The following is an 18,921-nucleotide window of genomic DNA, read 5'->3' as shown; positions in this document are numbered from 1 at the left end:
GGTCCGCCGTGCCTCCGAGAACGGGAGCCGTCGAGCGCGTCGCGCTCCTCATCGGGCAGCTGGGGCTGGGAGGCGCCGAGAGGCAACTGTCCCTGCTCGCGCTCGGACTACGCGAGCGCGGTGTCGACGTGCACGTGCTCCTGCTGGCCAGGGGCGGCCCGCACGAGGCGGCTCTGCGCGACGCCGGGATCACGGTGCACCCTCTCGGGTTCACCCGGTCCGGCCCGCTGGCGCCCGTGCGCAACGTCCGGGCCTTCTGCCGGATGACGCGCCTGCTGCGCCGCGTCAGGCCGGATGTCCTGCACGCGTACCTGCCGGAGAGCTACCTGCTGGGAGTGCCCGCCGCCCGCCTGGCCCGGGTTCCCGTCGTGATCGCGGGGCGGCGCGGCCTCAGCCGCTTCAACAAGGCTCGCGCGCTGTCGTTCACGCTCGGAACCGCGGCCACCCGGCTCGCCGATCACGTGGTGGCCAATGCGGCGGCCGTGGCGCAGGACGCCCGGAGCGTGGAGCGCATCCCCGCCCGCAAGATCACTGTCATCTACAACGGCCTCGCGCGTTCGGCGTTCGACCGGGTGGAGCCCGAACGGGTCGGCACCGGGCTGCCGGTCGTGCTGTGCGTGGCCCGGCTCGTTCCCGAGAAGGGACTGGCGTTCCTCATCGAGGCCGCCGCGGTCCTGGCACGCCGGGGCCGGCCGTGCACGGTCGTGCTCGCCGGCGACGGCCCCGCGCGGGACGCCCTCGCAGCGCGTGCCCGCGCGCTCGGCGTCGACGTGCGTCTCCTGGGCGCACGGACGCGGGTGGGGCCGCTGCTGGCGGCCGCGGACGTGGTGGTGCTCGCCTCGCTCGCCGAGGGCATGAGCAACTCGATCATGGAGGCGATGGCCGCCGGCCGGCCCGTCGTCGCGACGGACGTCGGCGGCGGCGCGGAGCTGCTCGAAGGCCGCGGCATCCTCGTTCCTCCGGAGGATCCCGTGGCCCTGAGCGACGGGATACTCCGGGTTCTGGACGATCCGGACCTCGCGGCCGGGCTCGGCGCCGCGGCTCGCGCATGGGCGAGGAAGAACCTCGACCTGGACGTCATGGTCGACGACCATCTCGCGCTCTACCGGCGCCTGCTGGACGACCGATGCGGTTGATGACCGGCCCCGTGACGGCCGTCGCGGGAGTGCTGGCCAGCCGCATGATACGCGTCGCGCTGGGGGCCGTGACCGGCGTGCTCATCGCGCGCACCCTGCTGCCCGAGGGCAGGGGCGTCTACGCCGTGATGACGACCGCGGCGGCGACCGCCGTCGTGGTCGGCCACCTGTCGCTGGAGAAGTCGCACATCGTCTTCTGGCCGGACTCCTCCCGCCATCGGCCGCTCATCACGAACGCGCTGGTCCTCGGCACGGCCCTCGGGTTCGTGGCGGCGCTCGCCACCTTCGGGATCGTCGCGGCCTCCGCCTCGCCCGGCGCTTTCCCCCTCTGGGCGGTGGCGCTGCTCGCCGTCCCGTTCGGGACGGCGTCGATCAACCTCACCAGCGTTCTGCTGCTGCAGTCCCGGACGAAGACGGTCAACCGGGCCACGACGATCGCCGCGCTGACGCAGTGCCTGCCCATACTCGCGCTCATGGCCGCCGGGCAGGTGACCGTCGCGAGCGCGGTCGTCTGCTGGGCCGCCTCCACCGTCGTGCCGTTCCTGTTCGCGGTCCGCGCGCTGTGGCCGATCCCCCTGCGCCCGGACAAGAACCTCGTACGGCGCCAGCTCAGCCTCTCCGGCCGCTACCACGTCGGGTGGGTGGCCTACCACATGCTTCTCAGCGTGGACATCCTGCTGCTCAACGCGATGGACTCCGCGGCCACGGTCGGCATCTACACGGTGGCCGGCACGCTGATGACACTCGCCCGGATTCCGGCGGACTCGATCACCCAGGTCGTCCTCCCGCGGCAGGCCGTCAGCGGCGCGCACGAGGCCGAGCGCCTCACCGCCCGCACGCTGCGGCTCAACCTGCTCGTGTCGGCGGCCTTCATCGGGCTGGTCGCGGCGGCCTCGCCCTGGGCGATCCCGCTGGTGTACGGGCACGCCTTCGCCGCGAGCGTGGCTCCCCTGCTGGTCCTCGCCCCCGGCGCGCTCGCGCTGACCGTGACACGGCCGACCGAACAGTACCTGGTGCGGCTCGGCCGGCCGATGACGATGACCGCGATCGCCTGCACGGCGTTGGCGGTCAATCTCGTGCTCAACCTGGTGTTGATTCCGCACTGGGGGGCCGTCGGCGCCGCGCTGGCGTCGACCGTGGCCTACACGCTGCTGGCGCTCCTGGAGACGGCCTGGTTCCTGCGGTCGGCGCGGGTGGGGGTGTCCGAGCTGGTGCCGCGCCTCACCGACCTGCGCGCCCTGTCCCCGCGGACGCCGGCCGCGGCGGGGACGGCAGAGCGCCGCGCCGGGGCGCCGGTGACCGCCGCCCGGGTCGAGGGAGCGGCACGCACGGAGCGCACGGAGCGCACGGAGAAGGCGCCGCGGCACGTGCCCTGACCGCGGCGCCTCGTCGTCCCCCTCCCCCCGGAACGCTCAGTCCCGCGGCGTGCGGGGGGCGGTGAACACGAACTCGTTGCAGCCGAGACCGCCCCGGCACGTCTTCAGGAAGCGCAACCGGAATCCGCGCCCGTGCAGGAAGCCGAAGATCTGCTCGGGCGTCGCGACCTCGAACGGGAAGCCGCCGATCCAGTCCACGAGGTCGTGCCCCTGGGACATGCCACGGCTCGGGACGCGGCTGGGCACCGGCTCCCCGACGGCGCGTTTCGCCATGTTGGCGACGGCGGTCCGGGTCCTGAAGTACGTCTTGCCGCCCAGGAGGAGACTCTTCCTCGTGAGCGGCCCGCCCTGGACGTAGCGCCGCTTGATCCGCCACCACACGCGACTGGCCAGGCCCTGGTCGTTGTAGATGGCGATGAACAGCGAACCGCCCGGCTCCGTCAGCGCGGACGCGGCGCCGATCGCCCCCCACATGTCGCCGGTGTGGTGGAGGACCCCCCACGAGTACACGATGTCGAACGTGCCGAGGCCCGCGAGGTAGGCCTCGTCGAGGATCGACCCCCGCTCAACCGTCCAGTCCTCTCGCGAGGCGTAACGGTCGCGCAGCAGCGAGCAGGCGGCGACCGAGTCGGGGTCGTAGTCGAAGGAGTGGACCCGCGCGCCCAGGCGGCGCGCGGCGAGTGAGAACAGACCGCTGCCGCATCCCACGTCGAGGAAGGACCGTCCGGAGAGGTCCTCGACTCCGAGGGCCGCCGTCAGCGATGCCACGGCCTGCTCGATGCGCCGCTCGTCCATCAACTCGATGAACTTCAGCCAGTTGTCGCCGAACGCGAACCGATCTCGGCCGATCGCCTCCGCCTGATGGGTTGTCACCGATTGACTCCGTTTCTGGAGAGTGAAGGAAGAAAGGCAGCCCCGGCCGTGACGACCGGGCGCTTCGTGCCGCGGCCGATCAGGCCGTCCCGCCGCCGGCGGCGTAGCCGTACCTGTGCAGATGCGCGGACAGGGAGCGGTCCAGCAGTGCGAGCTGGTCCGGGGTCAGGTCCCGCCGGAAGGCGTCCAGGCGCCCGGCCCGGAAGGTGTGACGCGCGAAGCCCCGTTCGAAGGAGGGCGTCCAGGGAAGCCCGAGGAAGTCGAGCACGGCGTTGACATGCTTACGCGGATCGGCGAGCAGGTCCTCGTAGCGCACTTCGAGCCACTGCTCCGCTGGCACCGCGGCGCGTGCGATCTCGAAGGCGTCCATCTGGATCTGCCACGCGATGCCCGCCAGATGGACCAGCGATCTGCCCTCCTTCTCCCACTCCTCCCTGTACCAGGGCGGCAACGGGCCCAGCTTCCAGCGCGACGGGCCCAGGTGCCCTCGCCACCAGGTCATCTGCAGGTGGGAGTTGGCGACCGCGCGCCCGTCGCGCACGATGTGCACGAAACGCGCGTCGGGAAAGATTTTGTGCAGGAAGGCCGCTCGCGGCCACAGCGTGAACTTGTGGACGAGATGGCCCGTCCGCTGTTCCGCCGCCCGCCCACCGAAGAAGCGGCGCATCCTCCCCGCCAGCCACGGGGTCACGTCGTCGGCCGTCAGATCCCGGAACGGATCCACGACGGCGGGCGAGACCTCCCGGCTCAGCACCCGCTGCCCCTCGCACGGGCGCACCCTCAGCCGTCGCCCCTCCAGGACAGGGACGGTGGTCAGGCGGTAGACCCTCCCCGCGTTCCGCCGGAGAAAGCCAGGGGTCCGCGCCGACCGGTCGTCCCAGTTGGACACGAACCCCACCTGTGGATGCCTCGCGAGCACCTCGTAGAGCAGCGTCGAACCGCAGCGCCCGGTGCCGATCAGAAAGTCCAGCAATTCGGCCTCCTGCCGTAATAGTGACCGGGATGGAGACCGCCCCTCCGCGTCTCGGCGACGTGCCGGGCGGGCGATCCTCCGGTGATTCACAAAGGTGCGGCCGCGTCCGCGGCGGCCTCCGTGGCGGCCTCAGCGGTGGCCTCAGCGGCGGCCTCAGCGACCCGCGTGGCCGGGCACCCCGCTCGGACGCGACGCGCGGCGGGCAGATCCGGGCCCACGCGTCCGGCCGCCGCGGCGCCACGCCAGGTCCTCGTAAAGCTCCTCGAACCACTCAGCGGTCTCGGCGATGTCCACGCTGTCCGCGCTGGCCTGGGCTCCGGACCGCAGCTCCCGGTGCGTCCGGTGCTCCATCGCCTGGATCACCCCTCCGGCCAGGGCCTCGGGCGAGCCGGGTTCGGTGAGGATCCCGTTCCAGCCGTGGGTGATCAGGTCGGCCAGTCCCCCCACCCGGGTGGAGACGACGGGCACCCCCGCCGCGAGCGCCTCCATGACCACGACGGGCAGGCCCTCGTAGTCGGAGCTGAGAACCAGCAGGTCGGCCGCCGCGACGAGCCTTCTGGCGCCCGGCACCGGCCCGAGGACGCGGACGGTTCCGTCGAGACGCCGTCGCCTCACGTCCCGGACGGTGTCGTCGCGCAGCGGGCCGTCACCCGCGAGCACGAAACGGGCGTCCGGGCAGGCCCGCGCCACCTCGGCGGCCGCCTGAACGAGCATGCGATGGTTCTTCTCCGGCCGGAAGTTGGCGACGGTGACGCACAGGAAGGCGTTGTCCGGAACGTCGAACTCGCGCCGCACGGCGGCGGCCCGGGCGGCCCACCACCGCTGTCCTCCGACGTCGACGCCGTGCACCCGGATCAGCACATGACGGGACCCGAGGACGGCACGGGACCTCGCGACGGCCGGCGACACGGCCACTGTGCGGTCGTCGAGGCCGCGGGTGAGCCGATCGAGGTACATCGTCTTGGCCCACTGCACGCCGTGGACCGTCGAGACGAGCGCGGGCCGCCGTCTGGTGAGCCGGACGAACGGGCGGAGCACGATGGCGGGCGCGGGAGAGTGCACGTTGAGCACGTGGGGCGCCAGCCGGCGGACCGCGGCGACGAGCCTCGCGTAGACCAGCGCGCGCGGGCACGCGCTGAGATCGATCACGGTCACCCCGGCCGCGCGCAGTCGCGCGATCAGCTCGCCGGTCGAAGCGCGCAGGCAGATCACGGTGTAGGTCACGGCCGAATGCGCCGGACGGCCCGCGGACCCTCTGCGCGCCGCCAGAAGCCGCTCGACCAGCAGCACCTCGGTGCCTCCGGTGTCGAGGGTCTTCACGACCTCGCACACCCGGACTTCACTCATGGTCCACCCGCCGGACGCCGTCTCATCGTCGTGATCACAGCCGGAAGCGGCATGACGGCCCATGTGCTCCACCACCGATTCTCCGCTCTCCGCCACGCGGTGCGCGGCGCAAGGGCGCAGTCAGATTCGATTCAATTCGATTTCCGCCGGAGCATTCGATTGCTGCCCGCCTCTGGAATTCCTGGTCCACCGTACTGCCGCCAGCAGGCTGGCCACCATGACGATCGGCATGCGCTGCCTAAATATCAAGCCAACGTTGGCCATGGTCGTCGAATAGACGATGACGCCGGGCACGAGAAAGAACAGCAGAATAATCAGAACCCTCCGGTCGGTACGCCAGAGGAATCGAGCGCCGCGCACCGCGGCGAAGAGAAGAAAATACGAGACGAGCGCGTCGATCTTCCCGAGTTGCAGCGCCAGGCTTCCCTGGGCCCAGGGGAAGGGCGAGAAGACGGTGTAAAGCAGTTTCAGCCCGAGCGAGCTCCACGCGCTTCCTCCGTCGTCGAAGGAGACGCCGGATCCGCCGTCACCGTTCGCCTGGCGCACGACGTCGGACTGTCCGGTGTCCAGTTGGTCCATCAACGCCTCGACGGCGGCGGTTCCGATCACGCCGTAATAGATGAACGCCGCACCGGCCAGCAGGGCGCCGAAGGCGAGCAGACGCCGCGGCGAGAACCCGCGATCGACACCCAGGAGACTTACGGCCAACGGAACCAGGCACATGAACACCATGTAGGAGCGCACGTTCCAGAGGGCCCAGAGCAAACACCCGAGAATGAGCACCTTGCGCACCTCGAAACGCCGGGCCATCGACACCCCCAGATACAGCGAGGCGACGACGAGAAACGCGTTGAACCCGTCCTTGTACGTGTCCGACGTGTGCAGCAGGAAGGACGGCAGGAACGCCGTGACGACGAGCAGCAGGAACGCCGCACGCTCGTCGGCCCCGAGTAGCCGCGCGAACCGGTACATGACGACGCACAGCGCGCAGGCGACCACGGCGACGACGGCCGTGCAGGCCAGCGGCGCGGGCCCCCCGCACAGGTAGATGACGACGGCGAACAGATGGCAGGGAAGGGCCACTCCGGCGAGCGCGGGGTTTTCCTCCGCGGTGACCACATGGAATCCCGCGCTTTTCCAGGAGGCGACGATCTCGGTGGCCCACACTTCGTACACCCGATTGTCGCCGCCGTAATGGATGACTCCGCTGCGCGTCACGAAGACGTGCACGAGCAGCCGGGCCGCGAAAGCGAGCAGCAGAACGGGAAATGCACGCCGCGCGACCGCCCCTTCCAGGCTCGCGTGCACGATAACGGCCAGCGCCACCACCGCGACTGCCACGACAATGTATTCCATGGAGATCCGCCTCAGTTCCTTCGACCCCGGCATGCGGCCCCAGCAGCGGAAATCAGACCACCGGCGCGACGCTCCGCGACGGCGACGTTAGCCGCCGAACCGTCCGGCATCATCCGACGGCGCGCCGATGGTCCGCTGATTACCTTTTCCTGCGAACTCTTTCCGGACCGCCGCGCCTTCGGCGAAGCGAATCCGTGAACCCGCGGCGAGCCGCGCCCGTACCGGCGCAAAACAGCCGGCACGGGCGCCGGCCGCGGCTCTCGATACTTGATCACGGGCAGGTAGGGAGCGCTCAAATATTTCTCCACCGCGGCGACGGCGCGCACGGACCCGCGCCGATCCGGAGCTAGCTTCTCCGAGGTGAGCCAGCCCCGTCATCAAGGAGCTCTATGAAGCCGGACGGCCGTATTCGGGTCATGGAAATCATCGCGCGCATGAACGTCGGCGGCCCGGCGACCCAGATTCTGGGGCTGTACGAACGACTGAACCTGGAGGAGTTCGACCACCGCCTCTACACCGGACAGGTCGAGGAGAACGAGAGCGACCGGCTCGGGGTCCGGGACGGAGGGGCGCGGATCCATCGCGTCGCCGGTCTGGGCCGCTCGGTCCGGCCCGCCGACGACTGGCGCGCGCTGCTCCGGCTGGCCGCCGAGATGCGGGCCTTCCGGCCGCACATCGTGCACACGCGTACGGCCAAGGCGGGCGCGCTCGGCCGGGTGGCCGCCCGCCTCGCCCGGGCCGGATCGGCCTGGGACGGGGGGCGGACCGCGCACGTCTTCCACGGGCATCTGCTCGACGGCTACTTCTCGCCGGTCAAGCGCCGCCTCTACGTCATGGCGGAGCGCCGGCTGGCCGCGATGACCGACCACCTGGTGACGGTCGGAGCCAAGGTGCGCGACGACCTGCTCGCGGCCGGGATCGGCCGTCCCGGGCAGTACGTCGTGATCCCACCCGGCGTACGGCTGGGCGCGGTGCCCGGCCGCGAGGCCGCCCGCGCGCACCTGGGGCTTCCCCCGGACGCGCCGGTCGTCGCCTTCGTCGGCCGGCTCACGGGGGTGAAGCGGCCCGACCGGTTCGTCGCGGTGGCGCGGGCCCTGCTCGCGCGGCTGCCCGGCTGCCGGTTCGTCGTCTGCGGCGGCGGCGAGCTCACCGGCGAGGTGGAGCGGGCCGCGCAGGCGGCACCTGGCGCCTTCCACCTGCTGGGGTGGCGGGCGGAGGTCGAGACCGTGTACGCGGCGGCCGACGTCGTCCTGCTCACCTCCGACAACGAGGGCACGCCGCTGACGTTGATAGAGGCCGGAATGGCGGGCACTCCCGTGGTCGCCACCCAGGTGGGCAGCGTCGGGGAGGTCGTCCGGCACGGGGTCACCGGCCTGCTGGCCGCCACGGACGCGGGCGAACTCACCGCGCACGCCTACCGGCTGCTGACCGACCCGGCGCTGGCCCGCCGCATGGGCGAGTCCGCCCGCCGATGGACGACGGACTCCTTCGCGGTCGAGCGCCTGGTGGCCGACACCGAGGCGCTCTACCGGTCGCTGTGCGCCGCGCCCGGCAGGAGCCCCAGCCCGATCACAAGGAGCATCACATGAGAGTCCTGGTCACCGGAGGCGCCGGGTTCATCGGCGCCAACCTCTGCCGGACGCTGACCACCCGGCCCGAGGTGGAGAGCCTCACCGTGCTCGACGACCTGAGCAGCGGGGACCCGGCCAACCTCGCCGACGTCGGGGCCGACCTCGTGATAGGCAGCATCCTCGACCGCGATCTGCTGGGCGAGCTCGTCCCGAGGGCCACGCACGTGATACACCTCGCGGCGCGGCCCTCCGTGCCCCGGTCGGTGAAGGACCCTCTCGCCTCGCACGCCGTCAACGCGACGGGGACGCTGCACGTGCTGGAGGCGTGCCGGGCCACCCGCCCGCACGTGACCCTCGCCTCGTCCTCCTCGGTGTACGGCGACTGCGCCGAGCCCTTCAAGCACGAGGATCTGCCGGCCCGGCCGCTCAGCCCGTACGGCGCGAGCAAGCTCGCCGCCGAGGCGTACGCGCTGGCCTACGCCGCCAGCTACGGGCTGCCGGTGCTGCCGTTCCGCTTCTTCAACGTGTACGGCCCGCTGCAGCCGGCCGGGCACGCCTACGCCGCGGTGATCCCGGCTTTCGTCAGCGCCGCCCTGGCCGGGCGGCCGGTGCCGATCCACGGCGACGGACGGCAGGCGCGGGATTTCACCTACGTCGGGTCGGTCGCGGACGTCCTCGCGGACGCGGCGGTCCGCGAGGTGACCAGCGCCACCCCGGTCAACCTGGCGTTCGGCACGCGGGTGTCCCTGCTGGACCTCAAGGACGCCCTGGCCGCCGTGCTCGGACGGCCGGTGGAGGCGGAGTTCCTGCCGCCCCGCGCGGGCGACATCCGCGAGTCGCAGGCGTCGGCCCGGCGGCTGCTCGACCGGTTCCCCGGCGTCCTGCCGCTGCCGCTGGAGGAGGGCCTCCGCCTCACCGTGACCTGGTTCGAGAAGACGTCCGGCGTCGCGGACGCCTGACCGTCACTTTTTGCGCACGAAGTCCTTATTGCGACCCTGCCAACCGCCACTTGCTGGGAGAACTCGTTGACCACGTCAAGCGGGAACACATATCTGATCACGGGTGGGAGCGGCTTCGTCGGGTCCCACCTGACCGACGCCCTGCTCGCTCGCGGTGACTCCGTCGTCGTGTTGGACGACCTGTCGACCGGTCGTACGGCGAATCTCGCCCAGCACGCGGGCAATCCGCGGCTGCGTGTGATCCAGGGCTCCGTCCTGGACGAACTCGTGGTGGACGAGCTGGTGCACGAGTGCGACACGGTGGTGCACCTCGCCGCCGCCGTCGGGGTGAAGCTGATCGTCGAGCGGCCGCTGCGGTCGCTCACCACCAACGTCCGCGGCTCGGAGATCGTGATCGAGGCGGCGCACCGATACCGGCGGAAGATCCTGGTGACCAGCACCAGCGAGATCTACGGGAAGAACTCCGCCGGTCCGCTGCCCGAGGACTCCGACCGGATCCTGGGCAGCCCGGACATCGTGCGGTGGGCCTACAGCACGGCCAAGGCGGTGGAGGAGATCCTCGCCAACGCCTACCACCGGGAGCGCGGACTGCCGACGATCGTGGTCCGGCTGTTCAACACGGTGGGGCCACGGCAGAGCCCGGCGTACGGCATGGTCATCCCGCGCCTGGTTCGGCAGGCGCTGGCCGGCGTCCCGCTCACCGTGCACGGGGACGGCACCCAGACCCGCTGCTTCGCGCACGTGCGGGACGTGGTGCGCGCACTGCTCCTGCTGCTGCACGACGAGCGCGCCGTCGGGCGGACCTTCAACATCGGCTCCAGCGACGAGGTCAGCATCATGGAGCTCGCCAAGCTGATCGTCGAGCTGTCCGGGAGCACGTCCGGCGTCGACCTCGTGCCGTACGCCGAGGCGTACGGCAGCGGCTTCGAGGACATGATCCGCCGGGTGCCCGACACCACCAGGCTGCGCGAGCTGACGGGGTGGACGCCCGCGCTGTCGCTGGACGACATCCTGCTGGAGACCATCGCCGAGGGCCGCGCCGAACTCGGGGCCACAGGCCGGTGATCGGCCATGCCGCCCTGGTCACGGCGATCACCGCGTTCGTCGCGTGCGCGGTGGCGACCCCCGTGCTGCGACGCCTCGCGCTGCGCTGGGAGCTCACCGACCGGCCCGGAGGGCACAAGTCGCACCGCCGGCCCACGCCCTACCTGGGCGGGATCGCCATCATGCTGGCCACGGTCGTCCCCCCGCTCGCGCTCGCCGGTCCGGCCGTCGCGCGGATCACCGGCATCCTGGTCGGCGCCGTCGCCATGGCCCTGCTCGGCCTGATTGACGACGTCGCGCCGCTCCCCCCGCCGACCCGGCTGGCCGTACAGACGCTGGCGGCCGGGGTGGTGGTCGTGAGCGGTGTCGTGGCCCCGGTCACCGGAAGCAGGCTCGACATGGTGATCACGCTGCTGTGGATCGTCGTGGTGAGCAACTCGTTCAACCTGCTCGACAACATGGACGGCGCGCTCGGCGGCGTCACCGTGGTCGGCGCCGCGCTCCTGTCGGCCGCCGCCTTCGTGTCCGGGCAGCCGGAGACCGGTCTGCTTCTGGCCGCCCTGTCCCCCGCCGCCCTGGGGTTCCTGCTCTACAACTGGGCTCCCGCGCGGATCTTCATGGGGGACGCCGGCTCACTGTTCATCGGGTTCACGCTGACCTCGTCGGCGGCCCTGGTGGTGAGCGGCGCCGGTCCGGGCACGGCGACCGCCGGCCTGCTGCTGCCGGCCTTCGTCGCGATCGTCGACACCGGGATCGTGATGCTGGCCCGGAGCAGGGCGGGCCGGCCGCTGTTGCAGGGCGGCTCCGACCACCTCTCGCACCGCCTGCACCGGCTCGGCCTCGGTAAGCGGCTCACCGCCCTCGCGCTCGCCGCCCTGGCGGGCGCGGCCGGCCTGCTCCACCTGGCGACGACGCTGGGCTGGGTCGCGCCGGTCGCCGCCGCGGCCGCGGCGGGAGCGGCCGGGTGCGTCGTGGTCGTGCTGGCGCAGCGCGTCCGGGTCTACCCGTCGATCCGTCCCAAGACCGCTATTCGTGTGAGGCGATGACGCACCCATGGAACTGCTTTATTACGCGCGGCTGATGCGCAGGCACTGGCTGCTCCTGCTGCTCTCGCTGCTGACGGGCGTGGGAGCGGCCGTCCTCGTGACGGTCGACACCGCGCCGAGATACGTCGCCGGGATCACCATGCTGGTCTCGGCCGACGACCGGGAGGGCAGCCTGTCGACCGCGCTCCAGGCGGGGGCGCTGTCCCAGCAGCGGGTCCAGTCGTACGCCACCCTGCTGACCAGCCGCCGGGTGGTCGGCCAGATCGCCCAGGGTGAGGACGTCGACGCCCTGCAGGAGGACATCACCGCGACCGCGATCCCCAGCACCAGCCTGCTGCGGGTCGCCGTCGCCGACAGCGACCCGAAGCGCGCCGCCCAGCGGGCCGACGCCCTGGGCGCCGCGTTCACCAGGCTGATCGACGAGATCGAGCGGCCCTCCTCCAAGAGCCCGCCGACGGTCCGGGTCGCCGTGATCGACAAGGCGGAGGTCCCGGAGGAGCCGGTCTCCCCACGGCTCCTGGTCAACGTGGCGCTCGGCGGGCTGACCGCGCTGTTCGCGGCCGTCGGCTGGGTCGTCCTGCGCGACCGCCTGGACACGACCGTCAAGACGGCGGACGCGCTGCAGCAGGTCTCCCGGACCTCACTCCTCGGGGTGATCGGCTACGAGCGGGAGGCGCGCAGGAAGCCGCTGATCACCGGCGGGGGCAGCCGCTCGGCACGGGCGGAGTCGTTCCGGTCGTTGCGGACCAACCTGCAGTTCATCGGGGTCGACCGGCAGCCGAAGTCGCTCGTCGTCACCAGTTGCCTGCCCGACGAGGGCAAGTCGTCCACCTCGGTGAACCTGGCGATCACGATGGCCGAGGCGGGCTGGCGCGTGATCCTGGTCGACGGCGACCTGCGCCGCCCGAGCGTCCCGGGTTACCTCGGCATCGAGGGCGGCACCGGTCTCACCGACGTCCTGATCGACAAGGCGAACCTGGCCGAGGTCGTTCAGACGTGGGGCCGGCCCGGCCTGTCGGTGCTGCCGAGCGGGCGGATCCCGCCGAACCCCAGCGAGCTGCTCGGCTCGCAGGGCATGCGCGCGATGCTCGCCCAGCTCACCGCGGAGTACGACATGGTAATCATCGACGCTCCGCCGCTGCTGCCCGTTACCGACGCCGCCGCCCTCGGGGCGATCTGCGACGGCGCGCTGCTCGTCGTACGGCACGGCAGGACCCGGCGCGAGCAGGTCGTCCGGGCCGTCGAGCTGCTGTCGTCGATCAGCGCCCGCCTCGTCGGCACCGTGCTGAACTTCGTGCCGGCCAAGCACGGCTCCTACTACGGCCACGGGTACGGCTACGACCCGGCGGAGCAGGAGACCGCGCCGGAGACGCCGCGACCCCAGGCGCCCATGCCGGTGTAGCGGGCGGACCTGGGTAGTCGGCGGACCTGTGTAGCAGGCGGATCTGTGTAGTCGGCGGACCACGTGCGTGGGGCCCGCGTCGCGACGACGCGGGCCCCACGCGTTCGCGTGTGTGATGACGACGACCGGGCGAGTCAGGCAGGCAGGCGCGTCAGCAGGCGGACGGGGACGGCCAGGCAGTCATGGATGTGGCGGGCCGCCGCGCGGTAGGCCCTGCGGGAGCCTCCGTAGGGATCGGCGATGTCGGGCCGGTCCACCCGGACCAGCCCGCGCAGCGCTCCGGCCTCCTCCAGCAGGGCCCGTGCCCGGCGTACGGGATCGCGGTGGTCCAGCACCCGGTCCGCGGGGACGGCGCCGGCCAGCGTGCCGAACTCGGCGATGGTGAACGCGCGCCCGGCCGCGACGGGATGCAGGGCCACCGCCGTGGTGCGGTGCTCGGACGAGGCCGCCAGCACGAGATCGGCGTGGGCCACCGCCTCGGCGGTGAGCGGGCGTGAGGCGAAGCCCTCCGCGCTCCCCCCGAGCCGGACCAGCTCCCTCCGGGCGCCCTCGTCCATCGGCCGGCCCGGCAGGGCCCGGGTGCCGGCGCTGACCACCGTGATCGGCGCGCCGGATCCGAGAGCCGCCGCTGTCAGCCGCTCCGCCAGCGGAGATCTGCAGATGTTGCCCGTGCAGACGAACAGGATGCGGAACCCGGCGTGGGAATCGGAGCCGGCCCGGTCATCACCGTCATGAGCAGGGTCATGACCAGCTTCCTGAGCAGGGTCATGAGCAGGGTCATGAGCAGGGTCATGAGCGGCAGCACGGTCCCCGGCGCGGTCGCCGTCACACGTACGCTCCATGAAACGGGACGTTAGGGCGCGGCTGGCGGGCGGGCGCGCACGGCACGCCGCCTTTTACGGTCTCCAGCCCCATCACCGTTCCCGGGCCCGGGCACCCGTCCCCACCGCCACAGGCGCGGGCGCGGGCGCGGGCCGCCTCGTGCGGCCCGGGCGCCCGTCCGTCTCACTGCTCCTCTATCCCACGGTGTCTCGCACCACGGCGTCCCGAACCACGGCGTCCCGTCACCGCACAGGGCAGCCCTCGTCGTTGCGCCGGATCACGGTCTCCTGTGGGCGGACCAGCGGCTGCACCGGGACCACCGGCGCGGCCGCGGTGTAGGGCTCGAGCAGGTCGAGCTCCACCGTCCTCGTCTGCCGGGGGGCGAACTCCAGCACCGACGAGAAGACCGGATGCGACCGCTCGTACTCGGTGTAGAACCCGGAGGAGCGGCCGTCCACCCGCATACCGGTCGCCTCCGCGCCGACGGCGCCGTACAGCGACACCCACAGCAGGTTCGACCCTGGGACGTGGGCCTTCCCCGGGGAGTCGAGCCGGTCGGTGACGTAGCCGGGCAGGTGCTCGCGCGGCACGTCGTTGGCGAGCGCGAACCGCACGGTCGCCGGGCGCTTCCCGTCCGGGCGGCAGGGGCCCAGCTCGTAGGTGAGCGAGCGGCCCAGGTAGTAGTCGAGCTTGGTCCCGGCCGAGTTGTTGACCACGAGCGCCGCGTAGGGCCCCGGACGCTCGGGCAGCACACCGCCGAGCGGCGTCGCCGCGAGCCGCCGCTCCTCGTCCTCCCTGCGGTTCCAGATCTGGATCCGGCGTTCGGCGACCAGCCGGGACAGGACCGGCAGCAGCCGCGCCGGCTCGGGATTCGCCCCGATCAGGGCCTCGCTCACGGCGCCGGCGATCCTCATGAGGTACTTCTTGCGATCGGCGGGGTCGGGGTAGCGCTCGTACGCCGCCCTCTCGGTGAGATCGACCACGTTCCCGGCGGTGACCGTCTCGCCTCCTGGCAGCCGGACCGGCCCGATGATCTCCAGCACGCGGGCCAGGCCGACCGGGTCGGTGGCGATGGCGCCGTCCACGGTCCGGCCCGTCTGACGCTGCCACAGTCCCGCCCAGGTGCTCGCGGCGTACGGGAAATGCGGCGAGAGGTTGGACACCGACAGCATGCTGGTCGCGCCCGGCCCGTAGCGCGCCAGGAAGCGCGGCCCGTGGTCGACCACGGGCTTCGAACCGCTCGTGAGACCGTTGTCGGCCGACAGCCGCGCGATCCCGAGCCTGCCGCGGTCGGCGGTGAGGATGCCGTACGCGCCGACCAGGCCGCCCGTCCCGCGCGCCTCGGCGTTGGTCTGGAACGCCAGGAAGTATCGCCGCGGGCCGTCGCGGCCGAGCATGGGCGGCGCGAGCGCCGCGACGTTCGCGGCCACGCCCGCCCAGCCCTGGACCCTTCCGGTCTCCCGCACCATCGTGTCGCGCGCCCGGTCCACGACATCGAGGCCGGTCCGGGCGGGGGTGCGCGCCAGCCGCGACCGCGCCGCCGCGATGCGCACGACGGCGCGGTCGAGGGCCGGCGCCAGCGCGTCCAGCACCTGCAGCGTCCGGTTCTGATCGCCCCCCGCGAGGGCGCCGCCTCCCGGCATGAGCGGCGCGGCCACGTGCTGGACTCCGGCCAGCACGTCGGTGAGCTCCGCTGCCGCTTCCGAAAGGCCGCGGATCGTCGTCGCCGCGTCCCCCGCGAACGGCACGTGCGTGAGCAGGGCCCAGTCGGGGCCGCCGGTGAGCCGCCGCGCCTGCTCCGCGTGCCGGCGGGCGTCCGCGATCGTCACGCCCAGCGGGTCGCCCGGCGCCCCGAGGCGGGCGGTACGCAGCCGGAGCAGGGCGTCCCGCGTCGCCTCCAGGTGCTCGCGCACGCTCAGCCCGAGATGCACCGACCAGCCCCCGGCCAGCACGAGGCCGAGGGCCAGCGACGACAGGCCGGCGACTACCAGCCTGTGCTTCCTCCTCCTAGGCACCGTCTGCTCGGCACCCGTCTACTTGGCGTCGGTGGACCGGCGGCGCCGCGCGGACAGCAGAGTGCAGCCGAGGGCCACGGCCAGAAGGCCCGCACCCGCCGCGGCGACCCCCATCGGCGCACCCGTGAACGGCAGCTGAGGGCCGGCGACCGGCCCGGGACCGCCGCTCATGACCCCCTGGGGGCCCATCCCGGACTCCCCCTCGTCGAACGTCCCCTCGTCGAACGACTCCTCCTCGGGCTCCTCCTCGAAGCCTTCCTCGGACTCCTCCGCGGGCTCCTCCTCGGAGAGGTCCACGGCGGGCTCGGCGACCCCTTCCGGCGCCCCCTCGGCGTTCTGCACGGCGTTCTGCATCGGGACGATCCCGTTGTTGCCGCCCGCACTGCCCGGTCCGATGACGGGCTGGCCCGCGCCGTTGTCGTTCTGCGTGTCGTTTCTGGTCCAGGCGCCGGGCCCGGTGTTGTTCCACTGCGGTCCGTTGCCCCACCACATCGGCCCGTTGTTGTTGCAGTTGCCGTTGGCGCAGTTGTTGGTGTCGTTCACCGTCTCCGGCTCCGCGACCTGCACCTGCTCGACCGGGACCGCGCCGGCCACGACCGGCTCGACGACATGGTCGGCGGCGTTCGCGCCATCCGCGCCATCCGCGCCGTCCGCGCCGTCCGCGCCGCTGCCGTCCGCGCCGCTGCCGCCCCTGCCGTCCGCACCGCGACCGTCCGCACCCGCGCCGCCCGCACCGTCCGCGCCGGCGCCGCCCGCACCCGCACCGCCCGCGCCGCCCGCACCGCCCGGGCCACCGACCAGCACGCCCTCCCGGGCGAGACCGTCCAGTTCCGCGAAGGGATCCGGGCCCAGGAACACGAAGGCGAACGGGTTGAAGGGCCTGGGCGGGTACGGCTGCATGGCCACATTCGGCGCCGCTGTGTAGGTCTGTGCGACGGCGGCGGCGGCGGCCGCGGTGCCGCCGAGCGTCAGGCCGCCCGCGACCGTCGCGGCCAGAAGAATAGGTACTGTATTTTTTCGTGCCACTTTGGACTCCCGATAACGGCCGCTCAACTCTTTGAGCATTTGCGCGGATTGCCAGCGATATCTCGCTGCTCGACTGTTATATGCATCTGGCCAGGAGCCGCCCCATCGCGGCGCACCGTGCTTACCGAAGGATCGTCCAGGTTTTCGGTTCGTTGACCGCAGTCGCGTCGCCGCAGGTGATCGGGCAGGTGAGTCAACCGTACGGGCCTGCGCCCGCGATTGAGGAACGGGACACGCGCCGCGCTCACGCCTGGATGTCCGGCGAGCCAAAGAATTCACCAACGCCCCCCGGCGGGCCCCCTGCGGGAGATGTCCGAAGGCGATACTCGGTCCGTGCGCGGAGCAGACGACGGAGCCGTGAGAGCGGTCACGCGGGTCATCGGCGAGCTGTGCCTGCCCGTGGGGCTGGTCCTGCTGCTGTTCTACGCGTACCTGCTGTGGGGCACCGGCGCGGAGACCGAGCGGGAGCAGCGCGTCCTGCAGCGACGGCTCGGTGAGGTCTTCGGCAGGCACGACGGGCACGCGGGCCCGGGCCTGGGTGCGGTGCGGCTCGGCGACGCCCTGGCGCTGCTGCGCATCCCGCGGCTGGGCGCGCACTACCGGTTCGCCGTCGTCGAGGGCGTCGGCCCGGCGGAGCTGCGCAAGGGCCCCGGCCACTACCCCGGCACGGCGCTGCCCGGGCAACTGGGCAACTTCGTGCTCTCCGGCCACCGCACCACCTACGCCGCGCCGTTCAACCGGATCGACGAGCTGCGGCGCGGCGACGACATCGTGGTGGACGCGCGGGACGCCCGCTACACCTACGAGGTGGCGCGCAAGGAGGTCGTGGATCCCGGCGAGGTCGACGTCGTCGATCCTGTCCCCGACCACCCCGGGCGGCGGCCCACGACCGCGATGATGACCATGACCACCTGCCACCCCGAGTTCTCCGCGGCGCAGCGCCTGATCGTCCAGAGCGTGCTCGTCCGCCGCGAGGAGCGTCACCACTGACCGAGGGAGATCCGGCGTGTACCGATTCCTCTGGCGACGCCTGCCCGGCGGCACCGTGCTCCGGCTGGCCGTCGTGCTGCTGCTGAGCGGCGCCGCCGTGGCCGCGCTGTGGTACGTCGTGTTCCCCTGGCTCGCGCCGCGGGTGCCGATCGGTTAGCCGGGCGTCCGGGCGCCATAACACCGCAGTAGGGGCAAACTGACCTGTCCCCCGCCGAGCTCGCCGAACATACGTTTGCGGGTGCCCCACCCGAGACTCCACCGATCACCGGCGTGCCCGCGCCGCCGGTCCTCCGGTGCCTCTGGTGGCCGTCCCCCGACCGAGGAGATCCCCATGCACATCCCATCAAGGTTCCTCCGGGCCGTCTCGGCCCTGCTCCTGGGACTGACCGTGCTGATCACGGTGTCGCCGGCGCGCGCCGCCGAGCCGCTGACCGCCACGGCGGCGGTGCGCGTGCTGCGGTACGACGCGAGCCGGGCCGCCGAGTTCCGCACCCTGATGGACCAGGCCGCACAGGTCTGGAACGCGCGCGTCGGCAACGTCCGGCTCGTGGCGGGCACGCCCGCGGACTTCGTGGTGCTCGCCGACGACGGCTGGCCCCGCACGAGCGTCACCAGGCTGGGCCGGGGCACCATCTGGATGGGCAGGGAGGCGGTCTCCGACGGCTACTACCCCCTGCGCATCGCCACCCACGAGATCGGGCACATCCTCGGCCTGCCCGACCGGCGCACCGGCCGTTGCACCGACCTGATGTCCGGTCACAGTGCCCCGGTGAGCTGCACCAACGCCAACCCCAGCGCGGCCGAGCGCAGCGAGGTCGACGCGAACTTCGCCGGCTCCGCCCTCTCCGCCGGCGAACGCACCGGCCTGGTCTTCGTCGACCGCGCGGACGCCGCCGGCGACCTGGTCTCCGCGCGGTGACGGACTCCAGGGGAGCGCGGGCCTGAGGACGCCGTTCGAGGGTCCGGTTCCGGAGTCCCGCTCAGG

17 protein-coding genes are annotated in these 18,921 nt (G+C 72.4%); 10 read left to right on the top strand and 7 right to left on the bottom strand.

All coding sequences use genetic code 11. From position 1 onward, the window contains the following. Nucleotides 1–8: 8 nt before the first annotated feature. Complete coding sequence (locus ACGFIB_RS29775; RefSeq protein ID WP_393376438.1) at nucleotides 9–1,136, top strand: glycosyltransferase; 1,128 nt, start codon at nucleotides 9–11, stop codon at nucleotides 1,134–1,136. Beyond that, entirely contained in the window at nucleotides 1,127–2,512 is a 1,386-nt protein-coding gene (locus ACGFIB_RS29770; protein ID WP_393376437.1) for an oligosaccharide flippase family protein, read from the top strand. The genes ACGFIB_RS29775 and ACGFIB_RS29770 overlap by 10 nt, the downstream gene beginning before the upstream one ends. Nucleotides 2,513–2,548: 36 nt before the next feature. On the opposite strand, the gene ACGFIB_RS29765 is transcribed toward ACGFIB_RS29770, so the two are convergent. The 4 genes from ACGFIB_RS29765 to ACGFIB_RS29750 all read right to left on the bottom strand — a co-directional run bounded on the left by ACGFIB_RS29765 (nucleotide 2,549) and on the right by ACGFIB_RS29750 (nucleotide 7,061). Further along, a complete protein-coding gene (locus ACGFIB_RS29765; RefSeq protein ID WP_393376435.1) occupies nucleotides 2,549–3,385 on the bottom strand; it encodes a class I SAM-dependent methyltransferase in 837 nt (278 codons plus the stop codon). Between the two features lie 79 nt (nucleotides 3,386–3,464). Then, entirely contained in the window at nucleotides 3,465–4,358 is an 894-nt protein-coding gene (locus ACGFIB_RS29760) for a sulfotransferase family protein (protein ID WP_393376433.1), read from the bottom strand. A gap of 153 nt (nucleotides 4,359–4,511) precedes the next feature. Then, the gene (locus ACGFIB_RS29755) at nucleotides 4,512–5,705 is read right to left on the bottom strand and encodes a glycosyltransferase (RefSeq protein ID WP_393376431.1); all 1,194 of its coding nucleotides are present in this window, start codon (nucleotides 5,703–5,705) and stop codon (nucleotides 4,512–4,514) included. A gap of 120 nt (nucleotides 5,706–5,825) precedes the next feature. Beyond that, complete coding sequence (locus tag ACGFIB_RS29750) at nucleotides 5,826–7,061, bottom strand: hypothetical protein (protein WP_357252064.1); 1,236 nt, start codon at nucleotides 7,059–7,061, stop codon at nucleotides 5,826–5,828. A 389-nt stretch (nucleotides 7,062–7,450) separates the two neighbouring features. Here ACGFIB_RS29750 and ACGFIB_RS29745 point away from each other — a divergent pair, with 389 nt between their 5' ends. From ACGFIB_RS29745 to ACGFIB_RS29725, 5 genes are all read left to right on the top strand, one after another. Next, nucleotides 7,451–8,650: a glycosyltransferase gene (locus tag ACGFIB_RS29745; RefSeq protein WP_393376429.1), complete on the top strand. Its 1,200-nt coding sequence runs from the start codon at nucleotides 7,451–7,453 to the stop codon at nucleotides 8,648–8,650. Next, entirely contained in the window at nucleotides 8,647–9,591 is a 945-nt protein-coding gene (locus ACGFIB_RS29740; RefSeq protein WP_393376428.1) for an NAD-dependent epimerase/dehydratase family protein, read from the top strand. Before ACGFIB_RS29745 ends, ACGFIB_RS29740 begins: the two co-directional genes overlap by 4 nt. A 66-nt stretch (nucleotides 9,592–9,657) precedes the next feature. Then, on the top strand, nucleotides 9,658–10,656 hold the full coding sequence (locus tag ACGFIB_RS29735) for an NAD-dependent epimerase/dehydratase family protein (RefSeq protein ID WP_393376426.1): 999 nt from the start codon (nucleotides 9,658–9,660) through the stop codon (nucleotides 10,654–10,656). Next, nucleotides 10,653–11,681: a glycosyltransferase family 4 protein gene (locus ACGFIB_RS29730; RefSeq protein ID WP_393376424.1), complete on the top strand. Its 1,029-nt coding sequence runs from the start codon at nucleotides 10,653–10,655 to the stop codon at nucleotides 11,679–11,681. The genes ACGFIB_RS29735 and ACGFIB_RS29730 overlap by 4 nt, the downstream gene beginning before the upstream one ends. 7 nt (nucleotides 11,682–11,688) lie before the next feature. Continuing rightward, nucleotides 11,689–13,083: a tyrosine-protein kinase domain-containing protein gene (locus ACGFIB_RS29725; protein ID WP_142572387.1), complete on the top strand. Its 1,395-nt coding sequence runs from the start codon at nucleotides 11,689–11,691 to the stop codon at nucleotides 13,081–13,083. A 134-nt stretch (nucleotides 13,084–13,217) separates the two neighbouring features. Here ACGFIB_RS29725 and ACGFIB_RS29720 read toward each other — a convergent pair whose 3' ends face one another. The 3 genes from ACGFIB_RS29720 to ACGFIB_RS29710 all read right to left on the bottom strand — a co-directional run bounded on the left by ACGFIB_RS29720 (nucleotide 13,218) and on the right by ACGFIB_RS29710 (nucleotide 16,946). Further along, a complete protein-coding gene (locus ACGFIB_RS29720; protein ID WP_393376422.1) occupies nucleotides 13,218–13,925 on the bottom strand; it encodes an arsenate reductase/protein-tyrosine-phosphatase family protein in 708 nt (235 codons plus the stop codon). 222 nt (nucleotides 13,926–14,147) lie between these two features. Beyond that, nucleotides 14,148–15,920, bottom strand: a complete 1,773-nt coding sequence (locus ACGFIB_RS29715) for a DUF4012 domain-containing protein (RefSeq protein ID WP_393376421.1) — start codon at nucleotides 15,918–15,920, stop codon at nucleotides 14,148–14,150. Nucleotides 15,921–15,938: 18 nt separating this feature from the next. Further along, on the bottom strand, nucleotides 15,939–16,946 hold the full coding sequence (locus ACGFIB_RS29710) for a hypothetical protein (protein WP_393376419.1): 1,008 nt from the start codon (nucleotides 16,944–16,946) through the stop codon (nucleotides 15,939–15,941). Nucleotides 16,947–17,303: 357 nt separating this feature from the next. Here ACGFIB_RS29710 and ACGFIB_RS29705 point away from each other — a divergent pair, with 357 nt between their 5' ends. The 3 genes from ACGFIB_RS29705 (at nucleotide 17,304) to ACGFIB_RS29695 (ending at nucleotide 18,855) form a co-directional block, all read left to right on the top strand. Further along, nucleotides 17,304–17,936 carry a class E sortase gene (locus ACGFIB_RS29705; RefSeq protein ID WP_393376418.1) on the top strand — a complete coding sequence of 211 codons (633 nt, stop codon included), beginning with the start codon at nucleotides 17,304–17,306 and terminating at the stop codon, nucleotides 17,934–17,936. Nucleotides 17,937–17,952: 16 nt separating this feature from the next. After that, nucleotides 17,953–18,093 (top strand): hypothetical protein, encoded by a 141-nt coding sequence (locus ACGFIB_RS29700; RefSeq protein ID WP_191052910.1) that lies wholly within the window; start codon nucleotides 17,953–17,955, stop codon nucleotides 18,091–18,093. A gap of 174 nt (nucleotides 18,094–18,267) precedes the next feature. Further along, nucleotides 18,268–18,855, top strand: coding sequence for a snapalysin family zinc-dependent metalloprotease (locus ACGFIB_RS29695; protein WP_393376416.1), 588 nt, complete (start codon nucleotides 18,268–18,270; stop codon nucleotides 18,853–18,855). Nucleotides 18,856–18,921 lie beyond the last annotated feature (66 nt).

Source organism: Microbispora bryophytorum, from assembly GCF_043197435.1.
Classification (GTDB): domain Bacteria; phylum Actinomycetota; class Actinomycetes; order Streptosporangiales; family Streptosporangiaceae; genus Microbispora; species Microbispora bryophytorum.
This window is presented reverse-complemented; position numbering and strand designations above follow the sequence as displayed.